Genomic DNA, 20,694 nt, shown 5'->3' on the forward strand with positions numbered 1-20,694 from the left:
TGGCTTTCCCTCAAGGCAAAAAAGGCGCTTTGAATAAAGCGCCTTTTGAGTTCAGATATTTGCATTGGGTCGCTTAGTAAGCGCCGTGACAATGCTTATATTTTTTGCCAGACCCACAAGGGCATGGATCGTTGCGGCGCACTTTGCCCCAATTGTCCATGTTCAAGTCGCTGTCGTCGCCCACTTCATTTTTGCCGGTTTGCGGATCGATATGGCTTTCCTGCATTTCCGGCATTTGAGGCTCTTCAGGCTGTTGAAGCTGCACATGGCTGATCTGGGTGATCACCAATTCACGCAGACTGTCCAACAGGTTCTGGAACAATTCGTAAGCTTCTTGCTTATATTCGTTCAGTGGGTCGCGTTGGGCAATCGCGCGCCAGCCAACCACTTTTGACAAGTGATCAAGTGTCACCAAGTGCTCGCGCCACAAACCATCCAAAGATTGCAGCAAGAGTTGCTTCTCAATCTGGCGCATGATGTTTGGCGTGATTTGTGCGGCTTTGGCGGCTGCCACTTCGTCGGCCTTTTGGGTCAGGCGTTCAGTGACCTCGGCCACGTCGATGCCTTCTTCCTCAGCCCATTTGTCGGTTTGCACATCGACATTGAGATAAGTTTTCGCGGCTTCGTTGAGGCCCTTTGTGTTCCACTGTTCGGGGTAAGCACGTTCAGGTACAAAGCGCTGGATGATATCTTCAACCACATCGTGGCGCATCTCGGTGATGGTTTCGTTGACATTGTCATCGTCCATCAATTCCAAGCGTTGTTCGAAGATCACCTTACGTTGATCATTCATCACATCATCATATTTGAGGATGTTTTTCCGAATGTCGAAGTTGCGCGCTTCCACTTTAGATTGCGAGCGCTCAAGTGCACTCGATACCCATGGGTGCGAAATGGCTTCGCCATCTTCCAAGCCCAATTTGGTCAGCATGGATTCCATGCGCTCTGGCGCAAAAATCCGCATCAAATCATCTTGCAGTGACAAGTAGAATTTCGAACGGCCTGGGTCACCTTGACGACCAGCACGACCACGCAACTGGTTGTCGATCCGGCGCGATTCATGGCGCTCTGTGCCCACAACATAAAGGCCGCCAGCGGCGAGTGACTTTTGCTTATAGTCTTCGATCTCGGCTTTGATGGCTTCGATCTTTTTGTCGCGCTCTTCGCCTTCAAGGTCGCCACATTCAATGTCAACGCGCATTTCCAAATTGCCGCCAAGCTGAATGTCTGTCCCGCGGCCCGCCATGTTGGTGGCAATGGTCACGGCATTTGGCATACCCGCGTTAGCAATGATTTGCGCTTCCTGCTCATGGTGGCGGGCGTTGAGGACTTTGATGTCTTTCACGCCTTCTTTTTCCAACATGCTGGCCAAAAGCTCAGATTTTTCAATCGAAGTTGTGCCCACAAGAACCGGCTGGCCCTTCTTCTGGCATTCGGCCACTTCTTTAGCGATCGCCTGATATTTTTCTTCTTGGGTGCGGTAAACTTCGTCTTCCTCATCCACCCGAGAGATTTCGCGGTTGGTGGGAACGGTCACCACATTCAGTTTGTAGATATCGGCAAATTCCTCGGCTTCTGTTGAGGCTGTGCCGGTCATGCCTGCAAGCTTGTTGTAGAGCCGGAAGTAGTTTTGGAAGGTGATTGACGCCAAGGTCTGGTTTTCGGGCTGAATTTCAGCGCCTTCTTTGGCTTCAAGGGCTTGGTGTAAGCCCTCTGAAAAGCGACGGCCCGGCATCATGCGGCCCGTAAACTCGTCGATGATCACCACTTCATTGTTGCGCACGATATAGTCTTTATCGCGGGTGAACAGCTTGTGGGCACGCAGGGCAGAATTGAGGTGGTGCACGATTGACACGTTTTCCGTGTCATAAAGGCTTTCACCTTTGATCAATTCTTCTTTGCGCAGCACCTCTTCCAGCTTTTCAATGCCTTGGTCGGTGAAGGTGGCAGAACGTTGCTTTTCATCAAGTTCATAATCGCCTTCTTCCACCAACGGGATTAGGGCGTTGATTTTGATGTAGAGGTCAGAGCGATCTTCGGACGGACCAGAAATAATCAATGGTGTCCGCGCCTCATCGATCAAGATGCTGTCCACCTCATCGACGATTGCGAAATTGTGGCCGCGTTGCACCATTTGCTCGCGCGAATATTTCATGTTGTCGCGCAGATAATCAAAGCCAAACTCGTTGTTTGTGCCATATGTCACATCTGCTGCGTATGCGGCGCGGCGTTGGTCTTCTGAAATGCCATGAACAATGATGCCAGTGGTTAAGCCCAAAAAGCCATAGACTTGACCCATCCATTCCGCGTCACGCTTGGCCAGATAATCGTTGACGGTCACCACATGCACGCCCTTGTCGGCGAGCGCGTTGAGATATACCGCCAAGGTGGCCACAAGGGTTTTACCCTCACCGGTGCGCATTTCTGCGATAGAATTGTCGTTCAGCACCATGCCGCCGATCAGCTGCACATCATAGTGGCGCTGACCAAGTGTGCGCTTGGCACCTTCCCTAACAACAGCAAAAGCGGGGACCAAAAGGTCTTTTAGCGATTTGCCATCTTTATATTCTTGTTTGAATTGTTCCGTTTTCGCGCGCAGTTCATCGTCGCTCAGCGCTGCGATTTCAGGCTCCAATGCGTTGATCGCATCGACCAGTGGCCGATATTTTTTGACCTGACGATCATTCGCAGAACCAAAGATTTTTTTAGCCAGTGCAGCTAACGCCATGACAAATGTCCTTATTGATGCCTTAAAATCGGGTTTTAGGCCCTTAAGGCGACAGGAATGTGTTCGTTTTTCTAATGCCGCACGATCAAATGCCACATTTAGCCACTAAAAAGCGGCGTTGGGAGATGTAGTGCTGGCAAAGTGTCTTGTCAACGCTTCACAAATCACGCAAACCTCACAACTGATTGTATCTGGCCGAAAATGTCGGTCACACAAACAAAAGGAACGTCATATGACCGGAATGATTCACCAACTGAAAAACTTTACTTCTGCGCTTGTCTTGGGAGGGGTTGTTGCCGTTGGTTCGGTCTATGCTGTTTCAGGTGCCTTGGCTCAAGATGCTACACAACAGCAAGCGCCGCAATTTGACCCGGACAAAGTTGTTGCCAAAGTCGGCGATGAGCAGATCACCGAGCTTGATCTTGTTTATGCCATTGAAGATTTGGGGCAGGACATTGCACAAATTCCTCCACAACAACGTCGCCAATTTGTGGTGCAAATGCTGGTGGACATGAAGGTGATGGCACAGGTTGCGCGCGATGAAGGCATGGCGGACAGTGAAGTGTTTGCGCGTCGCAAAGCCTATTTGGAAGACCGTGCGCTGCGCCGGGCATATTTGGAAGACGTTGTGGCCAAATCCATCACGGATGAAGAAGTGCAAGCAGAATATGATGAGATTTTCAAAGATTTTGAAGGTCAGGATCAGTTGCGTGCCCGTCACATTTTGGTGGAAACTGAAGAAGAAGCCCAAGCCATTGTGGATGAGCTGAACAATGGCGCTGACTTTGCAGAAACTGCAAAAGCAAAATCCACTGGCCCATCTGGGGCGCAAGGTGGTGATCTTGGTTATTTTGCTGACGGTGAAATGGTGCCGGAATTTTACGAAGCTGCAAATGCGCTAGAAGTGGGCAACATCTCTGCACCTGTGCAGTCTCAATTTGGTTGGCACGTGATTAAGCTCGAAGATCGCAAAAAGTCCGAACCACCTGCATTGGCGCAAGTTGGCCAGCAAGTGCGTCAGCGCGTTTTGGCGAAAAAGTTTGAAGACATCGTTGCGAAAAACAAAGCAGAAATCACCATCGAGATTGTGGAATAGGACCTTTAGATGGAATTGAGCACTTCGCCATTGGCACCCGAGCAATTTGCTGAACTGAACCCGGTCGCAGGGGTTGATTTATTCACCGCCCCGATCGGGATCGGCTATAAGGGCCGCAATAATTTATTGCTGGCCAAGCTATGTGAGGGCACGCAGGTGGCGGGGGTGTTCACTACCTCAAAATGTGCGTCGGCGCCAATTGATTGGTGTAAGGCGTATATTGGTTCTGGTGCTGCCCGCGGCCTTTTGGTCAATGCGGGCAATGCCAATGCCTTTGTGGGCAAAGTGGGGGCTGAAACGGTTGAGAAAACCGCGCAAGCTGCGGCTGCATTCATTGGCTGCACGCCGCAAGAAATTTTCATTTCCTCTACCGGCGTGATTGGTGAGCCGCTTGACCCGGCGCCGATGATGGACGCCATTGGGGAATTGAATGAGGACCGCCTTGGCGACTATGAGGCCGCAGCCAACGCCATTCGCACCACCGATACTTACGCCAAGGGCGCAGGTGCGGTATTGGATGTGGACGGTGTTGATATCAATATTTCCGGCATTGCCAAAGGCTCCGGCATGATCGCTCCCAATATGGCGACGATGCTGGCTTATGTGTTCACAGATGCGCCGATCTCGGCTGAGGTGTTGAACGCCTTGCTGAAGCCTGCCAATGCGGCTAGCTTTAATGCCATCACTGTGGATAGTGATACGTCTACATCAGATTGTTGTTTGCTGTTTGCCACCGGGCAGGCCGATATTGACCCGATCAATGACATAAGCGACCCGCGCTGCGCTTTGATTGGGGATGCGTTGAATGCGGTACTGCATGATTTGGCATTGCAAATTGTGTGCGATGGTGAAGGGGCGCAAAAACTCATCACGGTGAAGGTGGAAGGCGCAGTTTCTGATGCGAGCGCCGATGTGATCGCCCGTTCAATCGCCAATTCGCCTTTGGTTAAAACCGCTGTGGCGGGGGAAGATGCCAATTGGGGACGTGTGGTGATGGCCGTGGGGAAAGCGGGCGAACCTGCTGATCGCGATAAATTGCAAATTCGCTTTGGCGACTTGCTATTGACGGAACTGGGGCAGCGCTCTCCTCGTTATAAGGAAGAAGATGCCTCTGCCTATATGCAAAATGATCAGATTGAGATCGGTGTAGATTTGGGACTAGGGGATGGCAAAGCAACAATTTACAGCTGCGACCTGACCCATGGCTATATCAGCATCAATGGGGATTATCGTAGCTAATTCAGTGACGGAGACCCATCATGAAGATCACGGTTGAAACGACAATCCAAGCCGATATTGAAACCGTTTGGAGTGCTTGGAATAATCCAGATGACATTGTGAAATGGAATGCGGCGTCTGATGATTGGCACACGGTTAGCGCAGAAGTTGATTTGCGCGAAGGCGGGCAACAAAAATCACGCATGGAAGCCAAAGATGGCAGCATGGGTTTTGATTTTGTTGGCACCTATGTCCAAATCATTCCGCATGAATTGATTGACTATGTGCTTGAAGATGGCCGTGAAGTGAAAGTGCTTTTCAGCGCTATTGATGGCCAAGTTAAAGTGGTTGAAACCTTCGATGCAGAGCAGGAAAATTCTCAGGAAATGCAGCGCGCTGGATGGCAAGCGATTTTGGATAATTTTGGCGCTTATGTTGAAGCTGAGAAAAAGAGTTAGGGTGGGCTGAGTTTGTGAGTGTTGATAAATCGCTATTATGCGTCGTGGCTTGCGCGCTGATCGATGCAGATCGGCGCGTTTTGATTGCGCAGCGTCCGGCAGATAAAAATATGGGTGGCCTTTGGGAGTTCCCCGGCGGAAAGCTGGAAAAAGGTGAAAGCCCTGAAGAAGCGCTGATCCGCGAACTGCGTGAAGAATTGGCGATTGAAACGCAAGAAGCATGTCTTGCACCGCTGACTTTTGCTTCCTTTTCTTATGAAAATTTTCACCTTCTGATGCCACTGTTCGTGTGTCGGAAATGGCAAGGCACCCCGCAAGCGTTGGAACATCAGGCGCTTAAATGGGTGCGTCCGCAAAAAATGCGTGACTATGATATGCCTCCGGCGGATGAACCATTGATCGCCCATTTGTGCGATCTACTGTAGGGCAGAAGAATGGCGGGAGCTGGGCATGCTGAAAGCGTTTATTGCAGATGAGAGCGGTGCAACCGCTATCGAATATGCCCTGATCGCTGCGCTTATTTCTACCGTTATTGTTGGTGTTGTGACCACCATGTCGGGTCAGATGAGCGATATGTTCAACTATATCTCAACATCATTTACGAGCGCAGTTGCCTCGAGCTAATTATCTGATTTATCGCCGAGCACATCTTTAAGACTCTTTGTGGCGCTGCCGGGGCGCAGCGGTTTTTGCTGGCTTTCATGCGGGGTCCAGCCCATCAGCCACAACAGATCAAGCGTGGCGCGGCATCTGCCATCATCATCGGTGAACTGGGTGGCATATTCCTCAACCACTTTGCCGAGCAAGCTACGGCTGACAAAATTTTTCGGGCGATCAATCAGCGGGTTGGACGCGCCAAACTGGCGCAATTCTTCCATCAATGCGATGGGGTGGCTATAGCGCACCACATGATGTTCCAGATCGCTAACAGGCAATGCGAACCCACCACGTTGCAGCAAAGCACCACCATCGCGAATGTCGATAAAAGGGGCCACGCGGGCATAGGCCCCGCCGGAATGTGCGATGTCGGCATTCAACCAGGCTTGCCGCAATTCGGTGAGACTATCGCCGCCAAGCGTTGCCACCACGCACAGCCCGTCTGGCTTGAGATTGCGTTGAGCTTGAGCGAAGAATCCTGGCACATCGTCAAGCATTTGCAAATCGGCCAATGAGACGATCAAATCATAATTTTTGTGCGGTAAATCCAAATGCGCTGGATCGTAAACCGCGTATTTATCGGCATTTTTGACGGGCAAGGTCAGGCCAAACTCAAAGGCAATTTCGCCCTCTCCCGAGGCAATGTCGCTGGCGAAAAAGTCAGGATGCGGCGCGAGCAACAAGGCTTTCTCAAAGGTGCGGGTGATGGTGATCAAACGGTCTTTGAGATCATTGATCATCAATTCGGCAATGAAATTGTCGGGGCCGCTGGCGGTTTGAAAAATGCTGGCCTTGTTCAGGCGTTTTGCAATAAGCTCCCGATCAAACAATTTTTTAACCTGATTATTTTGTGCCATTGGAAGACCTTTCATGTCAGGGCGTTGGACCGGTATAGGCAGATTGCGCGCCGAAATGGGTGGGCTTGGCCGTGCGCTAAAAGCATGGCCGCCTGCGCTGTTGGATAGGGTTTTTCCGCCAGTGTGTCTAGCCTGCGATGCACCCATTTCTGACAATCAGCATTTGTGTGGCCCTTGCTGGGCCCAACTCGCGCCGATCACCGCGCCGCTGTGCCCGGTTTTGGGGCTGCCATTTGCCATGGATCTTGGCGCTGGTGCAAAAAGCGCAGAGGCCTTGGCGCAGCCGCCCGCATTTGATCGGGCGCGCTATGCGGTGCAGTTTAACGCCAAAGCGCGGGAAATTGTCCATCATTTGAAATATCGTGATCGCCACGATATGGCGCGATTTTGCGCTGGAATGATGGCGCAGGCTGCGCCAGAATTTTGGGCTCAACCGGGGGTGTTGGTGCCCGTGCCGTTGCATTGGCGACGGCAATTGACGCGGCGTTACAATCAGTCTGGCCTGTTGGCCCGCGCATTGGCGCAACATGCGGGTTTGCCTGTGGATTTTAGTATGATCAAGCGCATCAAACCCACCCGGCAACAGGTGGGGCTTTCGGCCAAAGCGCGGGCGCAAAATGTGCGCGGGGCATTTGCGGTGAATGAAGAGGCGTTGGCCAAGCGCTCGAGCGATCGTATCATTTTGGTTGACGATGTGATGACAACCGGGGCCACGATCACAGCTCTAGCCAAATTGCTTCGTTCCCATTATATCAGTCAGGTTGATGTTATTTGTTTTGCGCGGGTCACCTCCCAACCCTGATTGGCGCAAACCAACAGTATGAGAAGTGAGATATGCCTAAGATTGAGCTTTATACAACGCCGACATGCCCCTATTGCTTGGCGGCAAAGGCGTTGTTGAACAAAAAGGACGCTAGCTTTACCGAGATTACTGTGGTGGGGCACCCGCAAGAGCGGGAAAAGATGATTCAGCGGGCGCGTGGACGCCAAACTGTGCCGCAAATCTTTATCGATGAATATCATGTTGGCGGTTATGATGACCTTGTGGCGCTAGATCGCGCGGGCAAACTAGACCCATTGCTTGAGGATCGTGCCGCCTCTTAATTGAGGTGAAACCCATGAAGATAGCCGCGCTGCAAATGTGCAGCTCTATTCAGGTTGATCAAAATATTGATGCCATTGCGCAGGCGGCACAAGCGGCCGCTTCGCAGGGCGTGATCTATTTGCAAACGCCGGAAATGTCGGTGATGTTTGCCGAAAAGCGTGCGCAGCTGGACGCTTGGGCGACCGATGAAAATGTTGCGCAAACGCTCAATGCGTTGGCCGATATTGCCCGCAATAATGCGCTTTACTTGCATATTGGTTCCATGGCCGTGCCGGCGGGTGACGGGCGGTTGTTCAACCGTTCCTTCCTGTTTTCGCCCAATGGCGACTTGCTGGACACATACGACAAAATTCATTTGTTTGATGCGGATGTTGAAGGGGATGAGCCTTATCGCGAAAGCGACAATTATCGTCCCGGCGAAGAAGCGGTGGTGACCCCGGTGGGGGCGCTGAATCTCGGGTTTTCGATTTGCTATGATGTGCGCTTTGCGCATCTATACGCCGCGCTCAGGGAAGCTGATGCCAATTTGATGGCTGTGCCTGCTGCTTTCACTGTGCCGACTGGCGAAGCCCATTGGCACGTGTTGTTGCGGGCGCGGGCGATTGAAACGGGCAGCTTTTTGGTGGCAGCGGCGCAGGGCGGTGCCCATGAAAATGGTCGCAACACCTATGGTCATTCGGTGATCATTGATCCGTGGGGCCGTGTTTTGGCCGAAAAGGCCGATACGGAGCCGGGGTTGATTATTGCACCGCTTGATTTAAACCTTATAAAAGAAGCCCGGATGCGGTTGCCAACACTTGCCAATCGCCGGGAATTTTCGTTAAGCGTTAACCGACATATGTCATAAACAAAATATGTTGTTTTTTTGAAGGGTGAACTTCCGTGATTCAGTATTCGCTCATTTGCGAGAATGATCATAAATTTGAAGCGTGGTTCAAAAATGCGAACGCCTATGATGCGCAGGCGCAGCAAGGGGTATTGGAATGCCCACTTTGCGGCACGCGTGAGGTGAATAAAGCTTTGATGGCGCCTGCTGTTGGCAAAAAGTCCAATCAAAGAGAAGAAGCTGCCCCTCAAAAAACCATGGCCCTATCTGCCGGACATCCTGAGCAAAAAGAAGTGCGCGAAGCATTGCGTCGCTTGCGCTCAAAGGTGGAAAGCGAAGCAGAATATGTGGGTGATCGGTTCGCTGAAGAAGCTCGCAAAATGGCCGATGATACGGAGCAACAGCGTGGTATTTACGGTGAAGCCACCGCTGAAGAAGTCACTTCATTGATTGAAGATGAAATTGATTTTATGCCCCTACCGCGCCTGCCGGAAGAGCATAATTAGGGCATTTCTTACGCGCCGCCGTCGTTCGTTGCGCTTACTACCCCGATACCCCCACCATTGGGTGCCCCGTTTTTGTGCTGTGCAGGGCGAAGCACCCCACTCTCACACTGTTACCGGACTTGATCCGGTCATCCATGTCGCGGTGGCATTGGGCGATGCAACTCTAAGCCCATTCCCTCACTCTTCGTTCTCCTCACTTGCCTGCTCCGTCACCCACTGGCCAGCGGCTTCCACAGCAATAGGCGAGGCCGACGGTACCACGGCGAGATAGCTTTCCGTTTCGCTGGGCGGCAGCACTGTGCTTTGTGTCATCCGATAGAGCGCAAACAAGGTGATGCATAGGCAGGTGGTGGCAAGCATGATCCAGAACATTTGGGAGCCAAACATCTGCATGACGGCACCTGCGGCCAGTGGACCCATTATGGCCCCCAGGCCAAAGGTCAGCGAAAGTCCGCCGGAAGCTGCGGGCATGTCTTCAGTTGGCAGCGCGTCATTCACATAAGCCAGCAGTAGGGCATAAAGCGGCATGGTTACGCCGCCAGATAGAAAGGCGATGGCCAAAAGTGCGGGTTGCTGGTTGCCCAAAGTTGCGCCGATCAAACAAAAGATCGCGCCAAGACCCGACGTAGCAAAAATGACATAGCGCCGGTCCACCCGGTCAGATATCCACCCCACGGGCACTTGCATCAGCAGCGGGCCGGTGAACAGCATGGCCATGAACAGGGCAACTTGCGGTGGCGAAAACCCAATTTGCGCGCCATAGACAGGGCTCATCCCGGCTTGGGTCGCGTAAATGGTGCCAAGAAAGAAAATGCCAACGGTGCCGAGCGGGGAGCCGCGGAAAAGTTCGCGCAGCGGCATGGGGCGCGACGTTTCGGTGGCGGGCGTGGGAGAAACGGACAACAGGATTGGCCCGAATGAAATCGACACCAAAATGGAGGCGACGATAAATAGCGATGCCGTTGCCGCGTCGCCGAGCGCTAGCAGCCCTTGGGCGCCAATCACGCCAAGCGTTTGAGCTATCATATAGATAGACAATATTTGGCCGCGGTTCTGGTTCGTGGCCTCTGCATTGAGCCAGCTTTCGGCGGTGACATAAATGCCCGCCATGCAAAACCCGATCAGCACGCGCAGCAAAATCCACGCCCACGGCTCAACAATCAGCGTTAAAGCGATCAGCCCGGCAGACATAAAACTGCCCACCGCGGCAAACACTCGTACATGGCCGACGCGGCGGATCATAATGGGTGCGGTTCGCGCGCCCATTAAAAAGCCGCCAAAATAGGCTGAGGTGACCACCGCCAGCGCGCTTGCGGAAAAGCCTTCAATATCGCCGCGCACACCCACAAGCGTGAACTGCATGCCGTTGCCCAGCATGATGAAAAAAATGCCGACGAGCAGCGGCAAAATGCCAAAAATGATCTTTCTCATATGGTCGCGCCCGCACAAAGTGTGTCGCGGTTAGACTAGCACGGCTTGAGATTTGCCGCACTCCATTTCAGCAGTACGCTGGCTGAGGTAGAATAGTTTCTATGCTGCAACCACGCTTGCACCAAGATTATCCGTAGACAACGAAATCTATCGCGAGAGGTCGGCCCAATTGCCATCGAGTAGCTCGCGCACTTCGGCAAGTGCGGTTTGCCAGATGATATTCATCTCTTCATCGCTGCGCTGATAGCAGCCACCATAATTGCCGTCCTCAAGCAAGGTGCGCGCCTTGGCGGGCGATAGTCGCCGCAATTGATCAAGATCCACCATCGATTTTTGGTGCGCAGGGAGTTCGACGCCATCTAAGCGGGTCCAAGGAAAATTTTCCATCCAAGAGGCGTGGGAGGCTACCGGATCGATTTCTTTCACTTTGCCCATGGTTTTGGGGGCCATCCACCAATTGTGCATAATCACGCTACACTCAGGATTATCTCCCATCCATTCCAATGCGGCACTACCTGCGGGTATATTGCCACCATGCCCGTTCAGCAGCATGATCCGACGAAATCCTGTTTGGCGCAGACTGGTCAAAATGTCTTGCACCACAGCCAAAAACGTTGACATGCGCAAAGTGACGGTGCCGGGATAGGCCATAAAGCTCGGCGTGATGCCATAGGCCTGCACTGGAAATACGGGAATGCCCAATGGTTCCGCCGCATCCACGGCAATTTTCTCGGACAAGATATTGTCGGTGCTCAAAGACAGGTAAGCGTGTTGCTCCGTGCTGCCCAACGGCACAATGGCTCGATCGTCCGTCGTCAAATAGGCTTCGACATCCATCCAGTTCATATTGGCAATTTTCATGTCGAATTTCCTTTTGAATATTGGGCCTTGTTTAGCTTTTGGGCTTCTCTGCCAGCATCATATAATTGACGCTCATATCTTTTGATTTTTTCCAGGCATCTTCAAGGGGGTGATAGCTCACGCCCAGCTTATCTTTGATCTGCATGCCGCTGCGTTTTAGGTTGGAGGTGATCTCTTCCGGGGTCACCAACATGTCGTAGGAGTGGGTGCCTTTGGGCAGCCAGCGCAGGATATGTTCCGCGCCGATAATGGCGAGGGCATAGGCTTTGAAGGTGCGGTTGATGGTGGCGACGAACATCAGGCCGCCGGGTTTTACCAATTGGGCGCAGCTTTTGAGGTAAAGCTCAATATCTGCCACATGCTCGACCACTTCCATATTCAACACCACATCAAACTGCTCGCCGGCCTCGGCGAGGGCTTCTGACGTGGTGGCGCGGTAGTCGATGTCGAGTTCTGAGCGTTCTGCGTGAATTTGCGCGATTTTGATGTTTTTCTCGCCCGCATCGGCGCCCACAACATCGGCACCGAGCCGTTTCATGGGCTCACACAGCAAGCCACCACCACAGCCAATATCCAATAGGCGCAGGCCTTTAAAGGGTTCGCGGGCGGTTTGGTCGAGGCCAAAATGATTGATCATTTGTTCGCGGATGTAGGACAGGCGCACGGGGTTAAATTTGTGCAGTGGCTTGAATTTGCCTTTCGGGTCCCACCATTCATCTGCCATGGCGTTGAAGCGTTCAACTTCATCTTGGTGGATGGTTGTTTGGGCCATTTTCCTGTCCTTTATTGGCGTAATTTTATCTCGACACATGCAAAACGGTGTGCCGAACGCTTTCGGATCAATCAGTCACATTTTGCCAAGTGTCAATATGACAAATGGCTTCAATCGTACCCGAATCGCGAATTTGACGCCGTTTTAGTTGATCAAAACGCCAGTTTATGGCAATTGACGCGCGCAAGCATTGTCGGCGCGGGGCTGGTAATGCGCAAGCTCAACCCGAGGCACGTCAACGCCAATCGGGCACAATAAATTTAGGAACTGCGCGCCATGGCGACAATTGTGATGAAATTTGGCGGCACTTCGGTGGCCGACATTGAGCGGATTAGACATGCGGCCCGGCATGTGAAGCGTGAAGTTGATGCAGGCCATAAGGTGTGTGTTGTTGTTTCCGCCATGTCTGGCAAAACCAACGAGCTGGTGGCGTGGACGCGCGAAGCGGCGGCGGTGCATGATGCGCGCGAATATGATGCGGTGGTCGCCTCTGGCGAACAAGTATCCGCTGGTTTGATGTCCATCGTGTTGCAAGAGATGGGTGTGCCAGCCCGGTCATTTGCCGGATGGCAGGTGCCAATCGAGACCAGCGACGCGCATGGATCAGCACGGATCACCAACATTGACCCCAAGCTGCTGTTTGATCGTATGGATGCAGGGCTTGTGTGTGTGGTCACCGGGTTTCAAGGCGTGTCGCCGCATGGCCGGATCACCACTTTGGGGCGCGGCGGGTCTGATACCAGTGCGGTGGCGGTTGCTGCGGCGGTGGAAGCAGATCGGTGCGATATTTATACGGATGTGGATGGGGTTTATACGACCGATCCGCGCATTGTGCCAAAGGCGCAGCGGATTGAACGGATCAGCTTTGAAGAAATGCTGGAAATGGCCTCCCTTGGGGCAAAAGTGCTACAAACCCGTTCAGTAGAATTGGCGATGGCGAAAAAAGTGCGTCTTGTGGTGCGCTCAAGTTTTGATGACCCCGATCAAGTGCCGCCTTTGGGTGAGAATGGCGACTGGCAGGGTCCAGGCACGTTGGTGTGTGATGAGGATGAGATTATGGAAAAGCAAATTGTTTCCGGTGTAACCTGCGCCAAATCAGAGGCGAAAATCACCCTGCGTGGCGTGAAAGACAATCCGGGCGTGGCGGCTGCCGTTTTTGGCCCGTTGGCAGATGCGCAGATCGTTGTGGATATGATTGTGCAAAACATTTCTGATGACGGTAAATCCACCGACATCACCTTTACTATTCCTGACGCTGAATTTGACAAGGCCATGACGGTGCTTAAAGAAGCGGGGGAGACAAGTTTAGAATTTGATTCGATTTCCGGTTCCAAAGGCGGAGCCAAAATTTCAGTTATTGGGGTGGGGATGCGGTCCCATGCAGGCGTTGCGGCGTCTATGTTCCGCGCTCTATCTGACAAGAGCATAAATATACAATTGATTACCACATCTGAGATCAAGACCAGCGTGTTGATCGAGGAAGAATATGCCGAATTGGCGGTGCGGGCACTCCACACCTATTATGGCTTGGATATAGAAGAGGCATAGCCAATTTGGCCCAAAAAGGCAGCTCGTTTCGGCGGGTTGAGGGCGGATGGCACATACAATAGCTGGCCCGCGTGAATTGCTGCGCAGATTGCGCGAAACAATGGCAGAGCCATTGGGCATTCAAGAGCGGCTGGATAAGATTGTTGAATTGATTGCGGACAGTATGCGGGCCGATGTGTGCTCGTTTTACGTCTTGCGGGATGACGGTGCTCTCGAACTGTTTGCCACCCATGGCTTGAAGCGTGAAGCGGTGCACAAAACCAGCTTGCGTTTGGGCGAAGGCCTTGTGGGTCTTATCGCGTCCGAAGCCATGTCGCTTAATCTGGCCGATGCGCCAAACCACCCTGCCTTTGCCTATCGCCCTGAAACGGGTGAAGATCCCTATTTGTCATTTTTGGGCGTGCCGGTGTTGCGTGCGGGCCAAACCCTTGGGGTGTTGGACGTTCAGTCGGTGGAAAGCCGGCTTTACCGCGAAGATGAAACCGAAGCCTTGATGACCACTGCCACCTTGCTGGCGGAAATGGTCTCAACCACCGAATTTGACAGCTTGATCACGCCGGGGTCGGAAATTGAACTGCGGCGCCCGCGTTCTCTGGAAGCGTCGAGCTATACGGATGGCATTGCTTTGGGCAAAGTATTTGTCCACGATCCGCGGGTTGTGGTGACCAATTTTGTTGCCGAGGATGTGGATCAGGAAAAAGAGCGCCTTGAATCGGCCATTCGCACCATGCGGGTTACGATTGACGATATGTTCAATCGTGGTGACATGCAGGCGCGGTCTGAGCATCGTGAAATTCTTGAAAGCTATCGCATGTTCGCCCATGACCGGGGCTGGGTGCGGCGGCTGCGCGAAGCGGTGGGCGCGGGTCTTACGGCGGAAGCTGCGGTTGAGCGCGTGCAGAACGACACGCGGGCGCGCATGATGCGCCAAACCGATCCTTACATTCGTGACCGTTTGCACGATCTGGATGATTTGGCCAACCGTTTGCTGCGGGTGCTTACCGGCGGCACCAAGGTGTTTGGCCATGAATTGCCAGATAATGCCATTTTGGTGGCGCGGAATATGGGCCCAGCGGAACTGCTCGAATATGATCGGCGCAAGCTGCGCGGCGTGGTGTTGGAAGAAGGCGGCATGACCGCCCATGTGTCCATCGTTGCGCGCTCGCTTGGGTTGAATGTGTGTGGCCAGGTCGAAAACATTGCCGCCATGTGCGAGACGGGCGATGATGTGATCCTTGATTGCCAGCAAGGCATTGTGCATTTGCGTCCATCTGTAGATGTGATGGCGACCTATGCCGATAAGGTGCGCATGAGCGCCAAGCGGCAAGAGCGGTTCGCCGCCCTGCGCGACAAGCCTTCCATCACGCGTGATGGGGCTGAAATCACCCTGTTGCACAATTCGGGCTTGATTGCGGATCTGCCTGCGATTGAAGAAACGGGCGCGGCAGGCATTGGCCTTTTCCGCACCGAGTTGCAATTTATGATCGCCTCTAAACTGCCGCGCTTGGCTGAGCAGGTTGAGCTGTATCATGAGGCAATGGCTTTGGTGGGCGACCGCCCGATTGTGTTCCGCTTGTTGGATATTGGTGGCGATAAGGTTGTGCCTTATTTGCGGGCCGAAGCCGAAGAGAACCCGGCCATGGGCTGGCGCTCGCTGCGGCTGGCGCTGGATCGGCCAGGATTGATCCGCACGCAAATTCGCGCCTTGCTGCAGGCAGCAAATGGTCGTGATTTGGATATTTTGGTGCCGATGGTCACTGACGCGGAAGAGTTCCGTGAGGCACGCAAAGTATTGGATGTCGAATTGAGTCGATTGGACAATGCTGGCTATAAGCGACCGAACAAGCTGCGTTTTGGCGCGATGATTGAAGTGCCGTCGCTGTTGTTCGAGCTTGATCATTTGCTGCCCATGACGGATTTTGTCTCCATCGGGTCGAACGATTTGGTGCAATTCCTCACTGCATCTGACAGGGCAAATGCCCGGGTGGTGCGGCGCTATGATCCAATTGCAATCCCGCGTTTGCGCGCGTTCAAACATGTTGCGGATGCTGCAAAAAGGCATAATGTGCCGCTGACCATGTGTGGCGAACTGGCCGGGCGTCCGATTGAGGCGTTGGCGCTGATGGCGATTGGTATTGATCGGTTGAGCATGGCTGCGTCCTCCATTGGGCAGATCAAAGAACTTGTCTTGTCTCTTGATCTTCAAGCCATTCGCGGGCAAATATGCGCCGCGTTGGATGAGGGCGGTGATCCGCTGGTCATTCGCGATTTGATTTATGATTTGGCTGACCGCCAACATCTACCCCTTTAAATGAAAGTCTAAGCTGTTATGGCGAAACTACCTGCAGAAAAATTGGATGCTTTGTTGCACCGTTTTGAAACGGTTGAAGGCGAGATGGCTGCTCATCCCGATCCTGAAACCTATGTAAAGCTGTCCAAGGAATATTCTGATCTGCAGCCCTATGTAGATAAGATTCGCGAGTTTAAAACGGCGCAATCTGATCTTGAGGGGGTCGATGAGATTTTGGCGTCGGGCGACAAGGAAATGGCCGAGATGGCCGAGCTTGAGCGCGATGAGCTGAAAGACAAAATCGAAGAGCTGACGCAAGAAATCCGCTTGATGCTGCTGCCAAAAGATGAGGCTGATGATAAATCGGTTATCGTTGAAGTGCGCGCTGGCACGGGCGGTGATGAAGCGGCGCTTTTTGCGGGCGATCTGTTTCGCATGTATCAACGCCACGCTGAACTCAATGGCTGGAAAGTCCAGATCATGGAGGAAAGTGAAGGCGATATGGGCGGCTATAAAGAGATTGTCGCCAGCATCAAGGGCAATGGTGTTTATGCCCGTTTGAAGTTTGAATCTGGTGTGCACCGGGTGCAGCGCGTGCCGGAAACCGAATCTGGTGGCCGCATTCACACGTCCGCCGCCACCGTGGCCGTGTTGCCAGAAGTGGAAGATATCGACATTGAAATTCGCAACGAAGATATTCGCATTGATACGATGCGGGCATCCGGGGCCGGCGGCCAGCACGTGAACACTACCGATAGTGCGGTGCGCATCACCCATATTCCGACAGGCGTTGTTGTGATTTCATCTGAGAAGTCGCAGCACCAAAACCGCGCCAACGCGATGAAGGTTTTGCGGGCACGCCTGTTTGATATGCAACGGCAAGAGCGGGATAGCGCCCGGGCGGAAGCGCGGCGCGATCAGGTTGGCTCCGGTGATCGTTCTGAACGTATTCGGACATATAACTTTCCGCAGGGCCGGGTGACAGATCACCGTATCAATTTGACGCTTTATAAGTTGGACAAAGTGATTGCTGGTGAAGCGCTGGATGAGATGATTGATGCCCTGATCACCGAGAATCAGGCCGCGCAATTGTCGGCAATGGATGAAGACAATAATTGATCAGCCTGAAATGGATGAGATTAGCTTTGGGCAGTTGCGCCAAAATTGGCGGCAGCAATTTGCCCAACGCCAAATTGAAACCGCTGCGCTTGATGCCCGGCTGTTATTGTGTGCGGCGGCGGGCCTTGACCAAGCCCAATTGATTTCGAAAGAGCGTGACCTTGTGCCGCCCGAAATTGTGGCGCTGATGGCGCAATTTGGCGCGCGCCGCTTGGCGCATGAACCCGTGGCGCGGATTTTGGGGCGGGCGGAATTTTATGGCCTCTCATTTGGCGTCAATAAAGACACATTGGTGCCACGGCCTGAAACTGAGTTATTGGTCGATCATGCCATCAACTTGCTGCCACAAGGCGGAAACTTTATCGATTTGGGCACTGGTACAGGTTGTATTGCCATCAGCATCTTGCATGAACGTGCTGATATTTCTGGTGTGGCGACGGACATCGCGACAAGGGCATTGGACATGGCCGCCCAAAATGCAGCTTCCCATGGGGTTGAGAAGCGCTTGGCTTTGCTGGCAGGCAGTTGGTTTGACCCCGTGCCAAACGGCGAGCGTTTTGACCTGATCGTGTCCAACCCACCCTATATTGCTCAAAGCGAGCGGGACCTTATGAATGCGGATGCACTTTCTTTTGATCCAGATGCTGCTTTGTTTGCGGAAGAGGAGGGCATGGCAGCCTATATTGCGATTTTGGCGGTGGCGCGGACTCACCTTCAACCTCTGGGCAAACTGTTGTTTGAAATTGGTTTTCGGCAAGCTGACCAGTTGGAAAAAGCTGCAAAATCGGCCGGGGCCACGCAAGTAACCTTTTTCAAAGATCTTTCTGGGCACAATAGAGTTGCCCAGATTTCTTGGTGAAATAGGGCAGAAGCCTGCATAAGGTGCGTTTGTGAAAATTTTTCACTTGGAAAAGTTTTCCGAAGCATATAGGTTGCAGAGGCGCGTTGGGATTGATGTTCATTCATTGACTGCAATATTTTACCTAAAAATCTAAGGTGGATTTGCCCCCAGCGAGCTGGACAGCCGGCATATAGCGACCGATCGATGTCACATCCAAACACTAGGTTTGGGGCGGGTGATAGCTACGGATTAGTGTGCTTTTTTTCGGTGCAAAGTTAAGAAAAGTTTGAAGTCATCGTATGAGACCTGGACAACAGAATAAGCGTTCACGCGGCCGTGGTAACGGTCGGAAAAACGTCAATCCGCTTTCCCGTAATTATGAGAGCAACGGACCCGATGTGAAGGTGCGTGGCAATGCCTCCCATATTGCTGAGAAATATGTGCAGCTGGCGCGCGATGCGCAGGCTTCTGGCGATTCCGTCATGGCCGAAAACTATTTCCAGCATGCAGAGCATTATTTCCGGATCATTTCTGCAGCTCAAGCGCAGAATCAGGCGCGGCAAGAGCAGCGCAGGGAGCGGGAAGAGCAGGATCGCGGGCAAGACCGTGATGGCGAAAACCGTGATGCAGAAAACCGGAATGCTGACGACAAGTCAGACGAAGCAACGTCTTCAGAGCAGGATGCGGTAGAAACCACTTCTAAGGAAGAAGCGATTTCGGAGCAGCCCGCTGCAAATGATGAAGATGCGCAGGAAAAGCCGAAACGCGCGCCGCGGGCGCGGCGTCCTCGTCGCAAGCCTGTCGCTGAAGGCGATTTGGCCGATGCGCCCCAGCCCAAATTGAGTGTGGGCGATGACGTGGCCGAAGAGGTGCCTGCCAAAAAAGCTGCAGCTGCAGAATAAAAGAAGGACGGTTTATCCGTCCTTTATTTTTGCCAAAAATTGGCCACGGTAGCGCGCCGGACTGATTTTCAGTTGGGTGCGGAAATGGTGGCGCATGGTTTCCGGCGTGTTGAAGCCTGCCTTTTGGGCAATTTCATCCATGGTGAAATGGTCTTTTTCCAGCAAGGTGCGGGCAAAATACACACGTTCCCGATTAAGCCATTGGCTAGGACTTAGCCCCACACTTTCTTGAAAACGGCGCATCAAAGTGCGCTCAGACATGTGGCAAAGTGCGGCCAATTTCGTCACCGACCATGGTTCATTCAATTGTTGCCGCACCTGATCAAGATGCTTGGCCAGGCCTCCCTTTTGCGGGTGGGCGATGGGCCGTGGCACAAATTGCTTTTGGCCACCTTCTCGGTGTGCGGGCAGCACAAGTCTCTGGGCAACACGATTCGCTTCTTTGGTGCCAAAATCTTGCCGCACAATTTCCAGTCCAAGGTCGAACCCGGCAGCGGAGCCAGCCGAACTCATAATTTGTGCATCCCCACAATAAAGGACGTTTTCTTCCACATTTGCGTTGGTCGCCTCAGCGCTTAGTTGATCAATATATTGCCAATGGGTGGTGATGGTTTTGCCTTGGGTTAATCCGGCCCGCACCAGCAAGAAGATACCCGAGCAGATGGTCATAAAACGGGCACCAGCCTTCATGGCGGCCTGCAACGCGTCAGCAATTTCGGGCGATATCACTTTATGTGGCGGCCAGCCGGGCACGATGATGAGATCGAATGAAGAAAGATCATCCAATTGCGCATGGCAAGAGGTGCGCAACCCGCCGGCCAATTGCAGCTCACCTGATTCGATGGGCACGGTTTCGCAGCGATAAAGCGGCGCGGTTATGGATTGGACCGTGTCAAAAATCTCCACGGCAATGCCATATTCAAACGTACATAGCTGGTCATAGATCAAGATGGCGACTTTTTTGGGGGCTGCCATTTGGCGCGCTGATGACTGGATTGGGGAAATTTGGTTCATGCTAATCCATCCACCTATTCGTGTGGCGATATATTAACGCATATGTGTATTTCTGCCAATGGCTGGCACATTGCCTTGAAGCGCGGTAAACTGGGGCGTCCTTAATTTAGTTGAGATTATTATGTTTGAAACATTGCTGGCCCCGTTGGAGAGCAACGGCTTTAATTTATTTATGATCGGTTGGATCGTCGCCCTTGCGGGAGGCGTGATGCATATGATTGGCGGTGGGTTTAAAGATGGCCCATCTAAAGTGCCGGTTTTGGGCAATTTTGAAGAGGTGAAAAAAGGCCAAAAAGGCTATCGCCAACAACAGATTGCAGGTTGGATTTTTAAGCTAGGCGCGGCCATGGTTGTTGTTGGCGGCATTACCCATTTTTTCTAAAAAGGGAGCGAAAAGAGCGCTTTATTTTCTCATTGGCTCTTTTTTCCCATCGAAGCGTACCTATATCTAATTCAACAGTCCGG

Annotated in this window: 21 protein-coding genes; 15 read left to right on the plus strand and 6 right to left on the minus strand. The window is 52.7% G+C overall.

Features of this window, described 5'->3' with window-relative positions; genetic code table 11:
- Positions 1-73 precede the first annotated feature (73 nt).
- Positions 74-2,728 carry a preprotein translocase subunit SecA gene (gene secA, locus ACP15Y_RS16180; protein ID WP_424984150.1) on the minus strand — a complete coding sequence of 885 codons (2,655 nt, stop codon included), beginning with the start codon at positions 2,726-2,728 and terminating at the stop codon, positions 74-76.
- Between the two features lie 232 nt (positions 2,729-2,960).
- Between secA and ACP15Y_RS16185 the strand changes: the two genes are divergently transcribed.
- From ACP15Y_RS16185 to ACP15Y_RS16205, 5 genes are read left to right on the plus strand one after another with little or no spacing between them, the layout of a single operon-like run.
- The gene (locus ACP15Y_RS16185) at positions 2,961-3,824 is read left to right on the plus strand and encodes a peptidylprolyl isomerase (protein ID WP_424984151.1); all 864 of its coding nucleotides are present in this window, start codon (positions 2,961-2,963) and stop codon (positions 3,822-3,824) included.
- Between the two features lie 9 nt (positions 3,825-3,833).
- Entirely contained in the window at positions 3,834-5,063 is a 1,230-nt protein-coding gene (gene argJ / locus ACP15Y_RS16190) for a bifunctional glutamate N-acetyltransferase/amino-acid acetyltransferase ArgJ (protein WP_424984152.1), read from the plus strand.
- Positions 5,064-5,083: 20 nt separating this feature from the next.
- Complete coding sequence (locus ACP15Y_RS16195; RefSeq protein WP_424984153.1) at positions 5,084-5,500, plus strand: SRPBCC family protein; 417 nt, start codon at positions 5,084-5,086, stop codon at positions 5,498-5,500.
- A 14-nt stretch (positions 5,501-5,514) separates the two neighbouring features.
- On the plus strand, positions 5,515-5,925 hold the full coding sequence (gene mutT / locus ACP15Y_RS16200) for an 8-oxo-dGTP diphosphatase MutT (protein WP_424984154.1): 411 nt from the start codon (positions 5,515-5,517) through the stop codon (positions 5,923-5,925).
- A gap of 25 nt (positions 5,926-5,950) precedes the next feature.
- Positions 5,951-6,124 (plus strand): Flp family type IVb pilin, encoded by a 174-nt coding sequence (locus ACP15Y_RS16205; protein ID WP_424984155.1) that lies wholly within the window; start codon positions 5,951-5,953, stop codon positions 6,122-6,124.
- Here ACP15Y_RS16205 and ACP15Y_RS16210 read toward each other — a convergent pair.
- Entirely contained in the window at positions 6,121-7,014 is an 894-nt protein-coding gene (locus ACP15Y_RS16210) for a methyltransferase domain-containing protein (RefSeq protein ID WP_424984156.1), read from the minus strand. The genes ACP15Y_RS16205 and ACP15Y_RS16210 overlap by 4 nt on opposite strands.
- A gap of 13 nt (positions 7,015-7,027) precedes the next feature.
- On the opposite strand from ACP15Y_RS16210, the gene ACP15Y_RS16215 reads away from it, so the two are divergent.
- The 4 genes from ACP15Y_RS16215 to ACP15Y_RS16230 are packed head-to-tail and all read left to right on the plus strand — an operon-like array spanning position 7,028 to position 9,451.
- The gene (locus ACP15Y_RS16215) at positions 7,028-7,816 is read left to right on the plus strand and encodes a ComF family protein (protein WP_424984157.1); all 789 of its coding nucleotides are present in this window, start codon (positions 7,028-7,030) and stop codon (positions 7,814-7,816) included.
- 32 nt (positions 7,817-7,848) lie between these two features.
- Positions 7,849-8,118 carry a glutaredoxin 3 gene (grxC, locus tag ACP15Y_RS16220; protein WP_424984158.1) on the plus strand — a complete coding sequence of 90 codons (270 nt, stop codon included), beginning with the start codon at positions 7,849-7,851 and terminating at the stop codon, positions 8,116-8,118.
- A gap of 14 nt (positions 8,119-8,132) precedes the next feature.
- Complete coding sequence (locus tag ACP15Y_RS16225; protein WP_424984159.1) at positions 8,133-8,966, plus strand: carbon-nitrogen hydrolase family protein; 834 nt, start codon at positions 8,133-8,135, stop codon at positions 8,964-8,966.
- A gap of 35 nt (positions 8,967-9,001) precedes the next feature.
- The gene (locus ACP15Y_RS16230) at positions 9,002-9,451 is read left to right on the plus strand and encodes a DUF1178 family protein (RefSeq protein ID WP_424984160.1); all 450 of its coding nucleotides are present in this window, start codon (positions 9,002-9,004) and stop codon (positions 9,449-9,451) included.
- Positions 9,452-9,628: 177 nt separating this feature from the next.
- On the opposite strand, the gene ACP15Y_RS16235 is transcribed toward ACP15Y_RS16230, so the two are convergent.
- The 3 genes from ACP15Y_RS16235 to ubiG all read right to left on the minus strand — a co-directional run bounded on the left by ACP15Y_RS16235 (position 9,629) and on the right by ubiG (position 12,515).
- Entirely contained in the window at positions 9,629-10,882 is a 1,254-nt protein-coding gene (locus ACP15Y_RS16235) for an MFS transporter (RefSeq protein WP_424984161.1), read from the minus strand.
- A gap of 147 nt (positions 10,883-11,029) precedes the next feature.
- Positions 11,030-11,743 carry a creatininase family protein gene (locus ACP15Y_RS16240; RefSeq protein ID WP_424984162.1) on the minus strand — a complete coding sequence of 238 codons (714 nt, stop codon included), beginning with the start codon at positions 11,741-11,743 and terminating at the stop codon, positions 11,030-11,032.
- A 31-nt stretch (positions 11,744-11,774) separates the two neighbouring features.
- Positions 11,775-12,515, minus strand: a complete 741-nt coding sequence (gene ubiG / locus ACP15Y_RS16245; protein ID WP_424984163.1) for a bifunctional 2-polyprenyl-6-hydroxyphenol methylase/3-demethylubiquinol 3-O-methyltransferase UbiG — start codon at positions 12,513-12,515, stop codon at positions 11,775-11,777.
- Between the two features lie 276 nt (positions 12,516-12,791).
- Between ubiG and ACP15Y_RS16250 the strand changes: the two genes are divergently transcribed.
- From ACP15Y_RS16250 to ACP15Y_RS16270, 5 genes are all read left to right on the plus strand, one after another.
- On the plus strand, positions 12,792-14,063 hold the full coding sequence (locus ACP15Y_RS16250; RefSeq protein WP_424984164.1) for an aspartate kinase: 1,272 nt from the start codon (positions 12,792-12,794) through the stop codon (positions 14,061-14,063).
- Positions 14,064-14,109: 46 nt separating this feature from the next.
- Positions 14,110-16,374 (plus strand): phosphoenolpyruvate--protein phosphotransferase, encoded by a 2,265-nt coding sequence (ptsP, locus tag ACP15Y_RS16255; protein WP_424984165.1) that lies wholly within the window; start codon positions 14,110-14,112, stop codon positions 16,372-16,374.
- Positions 16,375-16,392: 18 nt separating this feature from the next.
- Positions 16,393-17,472 carry a peptide chain release factor 1 gene (gene prfA, locus ACP15Y_RS16260; RefSeq protein ID WP_424984166.1) on the plus strand — a complete coding sequence of 360 codons (1,080 nt, stop codon included), beginning with the start codon at positions 16,393-16,395 and terminating at the stop codon, positions 17,470-17,472.
- Positions 17,456-18,331 (plus strand): peptide chain release factor N(5)-glutamine methyltransferase, encoded by an 876-nt coding sequence (gene prmC, locus ACP15Y_RS16265; protein WP_424984167.1) that lies wholly within the window; start codon positions 17,456-17,458, stop codon positions 18,329-18,331. The genes prfA and prmC overlap by 17 nt, the downstream gene beginning before the upstream one ends.
- Positions 18,332-18,612: 281 nt before the next feature.
- On the plus strand, positions 18,613-19,215 hold the full coding sequence (locus tag ACP15Y_RS16270) for a DUF4167 domain-containing protein (protein WP_424984168.1): 603 nt from the start codon (positions 18,613-18,615) through the stop codon (positions 19,213-19,215).
- A 12-nt stretch (positions 19,216-19,227) separates the two neighbouring features.
- Here the strand turns inward: ACP15Y_RS16270 and ACP15Y_RS16275 are convergent, their stop codons facing one another.
- A complete protein-coding gene (locus tag ACP15Y_RS16275) occupies positions 19,228-20,229 on the minus strand; it encodes a helix-turn-helix domain-containing protein (RefSeq protein ID WP_424984169.1) in 1,002 nt (333 codons plus the stop codon).
- A gap of 121 nt (positions 20,230-20,350) precedes the next feature.
- Here ACP15Y_RS16275 and ACP15Y_RS16280 point away from each other — a divergent pair, with 121 nt between their 5' ends.
- On the plus strand, positions 20,351-20,611 hold the full coding sequence (locus ACP15Y_RS16280) for a hypothetical protein (protein ID WP_424984170.1): 261 nt from the start codon (positions 20,351-20,353) through the stop codon (positions 20,609-20,611).
- The last annotated feature ends 83 nt before the right edge of the window (positions 20,612-20,694 follow it).

Source organism: Maritalea sp. S77, from assembly GCF_049801075.1.
Taxonomy (GTDB): domain Bacteria; phylum Pseudomonadota; class Alphaproteobacteria; order Rhizobiales; family Devosiaceae; genus Maritalea.

Coding starts and splice junctions, on each gene's coding strand:
- ACP15Y_RS16215 (WP_424984157.1), top strand. CDS start 7,028: ATGTCAGGGCGTTGGACCGGTATAGGCAGATTGCGCGCCGAAATGGGT.
- argJ (WP_424984152.1), top strand. CDS start 3,834: ATGGAATTGAGCACTTCGCCATTGGCACCCGAGCAATTTGCTGAACTG.
- ACP15Y_RS16185 (WP_424984151.1), top strand. CDS start 2,961: ATGACCGGAATGATTCACCAACTGAAAAACTTTACTTCTGCGCTTGTC.
- ACP15Y_RS16195 (WP_424984153.1), top strand. CDS start 5,084: ATGAAGATCACGGTTGAAACGACAATCCAAGCCGATATTGAAACCGTT.
- ACP15Y_RS16225 (WP_424984159.1), top strand. CDS start 8,133: ATGAAGATAGCCGCGCTGCAAATGTGCAGCTCTATTCAGGTTGATCAA.
- ACP15Y_RS16275 (WP_424984169.1), bottom strand. CDS start 20,229: ATGAACCAAATTTCCCCAATCCAGTCATCAGCGCGCCAAATGGCAGCC.
- ACP15Y_RS16270 (WP_424984168.1), top strand. CDS start 18,613: ATGAGACCTGGACAACAGAATAAGCGTTCACGCGGCCGTGGTAACGGT.
- ACP15Y_RS16250 (WP_424984164.1), top strand. CDS start 12,792: ATGGCGACAATTGTGATGAAATTTGGCGGCACTTCGGTGGCCGACATT.
- ubiG (WP_424984163.1), bottom strand. CDS start 12,515: ATGGCCCAAACAACCATCCACCAAGATGAAGTTGAACGCTTCAACGCC.
- ACP15Y_RS16205 (WP_424984155.1), top strand. CDS start 5,951: ATGCTGAAAGCGTTTATTGCAGATGAGAGCGGTGCAACCGCTATCGAA.
- ACP15Y_RS16280 (WP_424984170.1), top strand. CDS start 20,351: ATGTTTGAAACATTGCTGGCCCCGTTGGAGAGCAACGGCTTTAATTTA.
- ACP15Y_RS16210 (WP_424984156.1), bottom strand. CDS start 7,014: ATGGCACAAAATAATCAGGTTAAAAAATTGTTTGATCGGGAGCTTATT.
- ACP15Y_RS16235 (WP_424984161.1), bottom strand. CDS start 10,882: ATGAGAAAGATCATTTTTGGCATTTTGCCGCTGCTCGTCGGCATTTTT.
- grxC (WP_424984158.1), top strand. CDS start 7,849: ATGCCTAAGATTGAGCTTTATACAACGCCGACATGCCCCTATTGCTTG.
- prfA (WP_424984166.1), top strand. CDS start 16,393: ATGGCGAAACTACCTGCAGAAAAATTGGATGCTTTGTTGCACCGTTTT.
- prmC (WP_424984167.1), top strand. CDS start 17,456: ATGAAGACAATAATTGATCAGCCTGAAATGGATGAGATTAGCTTTGGG.
- ptsP (WP_424984165.1), top strand. CDS start 14,110: ATGGCACATACAATAGCTGGCCCGCGTGAATTGCTGCGCAGATTGCGC.
- ACP15Y_RS16240 (WP_424984162.1), bottom strand. CDS start 11,743: ATGAAAATTGCCAATATGAACTGGATGGATGTCGAAGCCTATTTGACG.
- secA (WP_424984150.1), bottom strand. CDS start 2,728: ATGGCGTTAGCTGCACTGGCTAAAAAAATCTTTGGTTCTGCGAATGAT.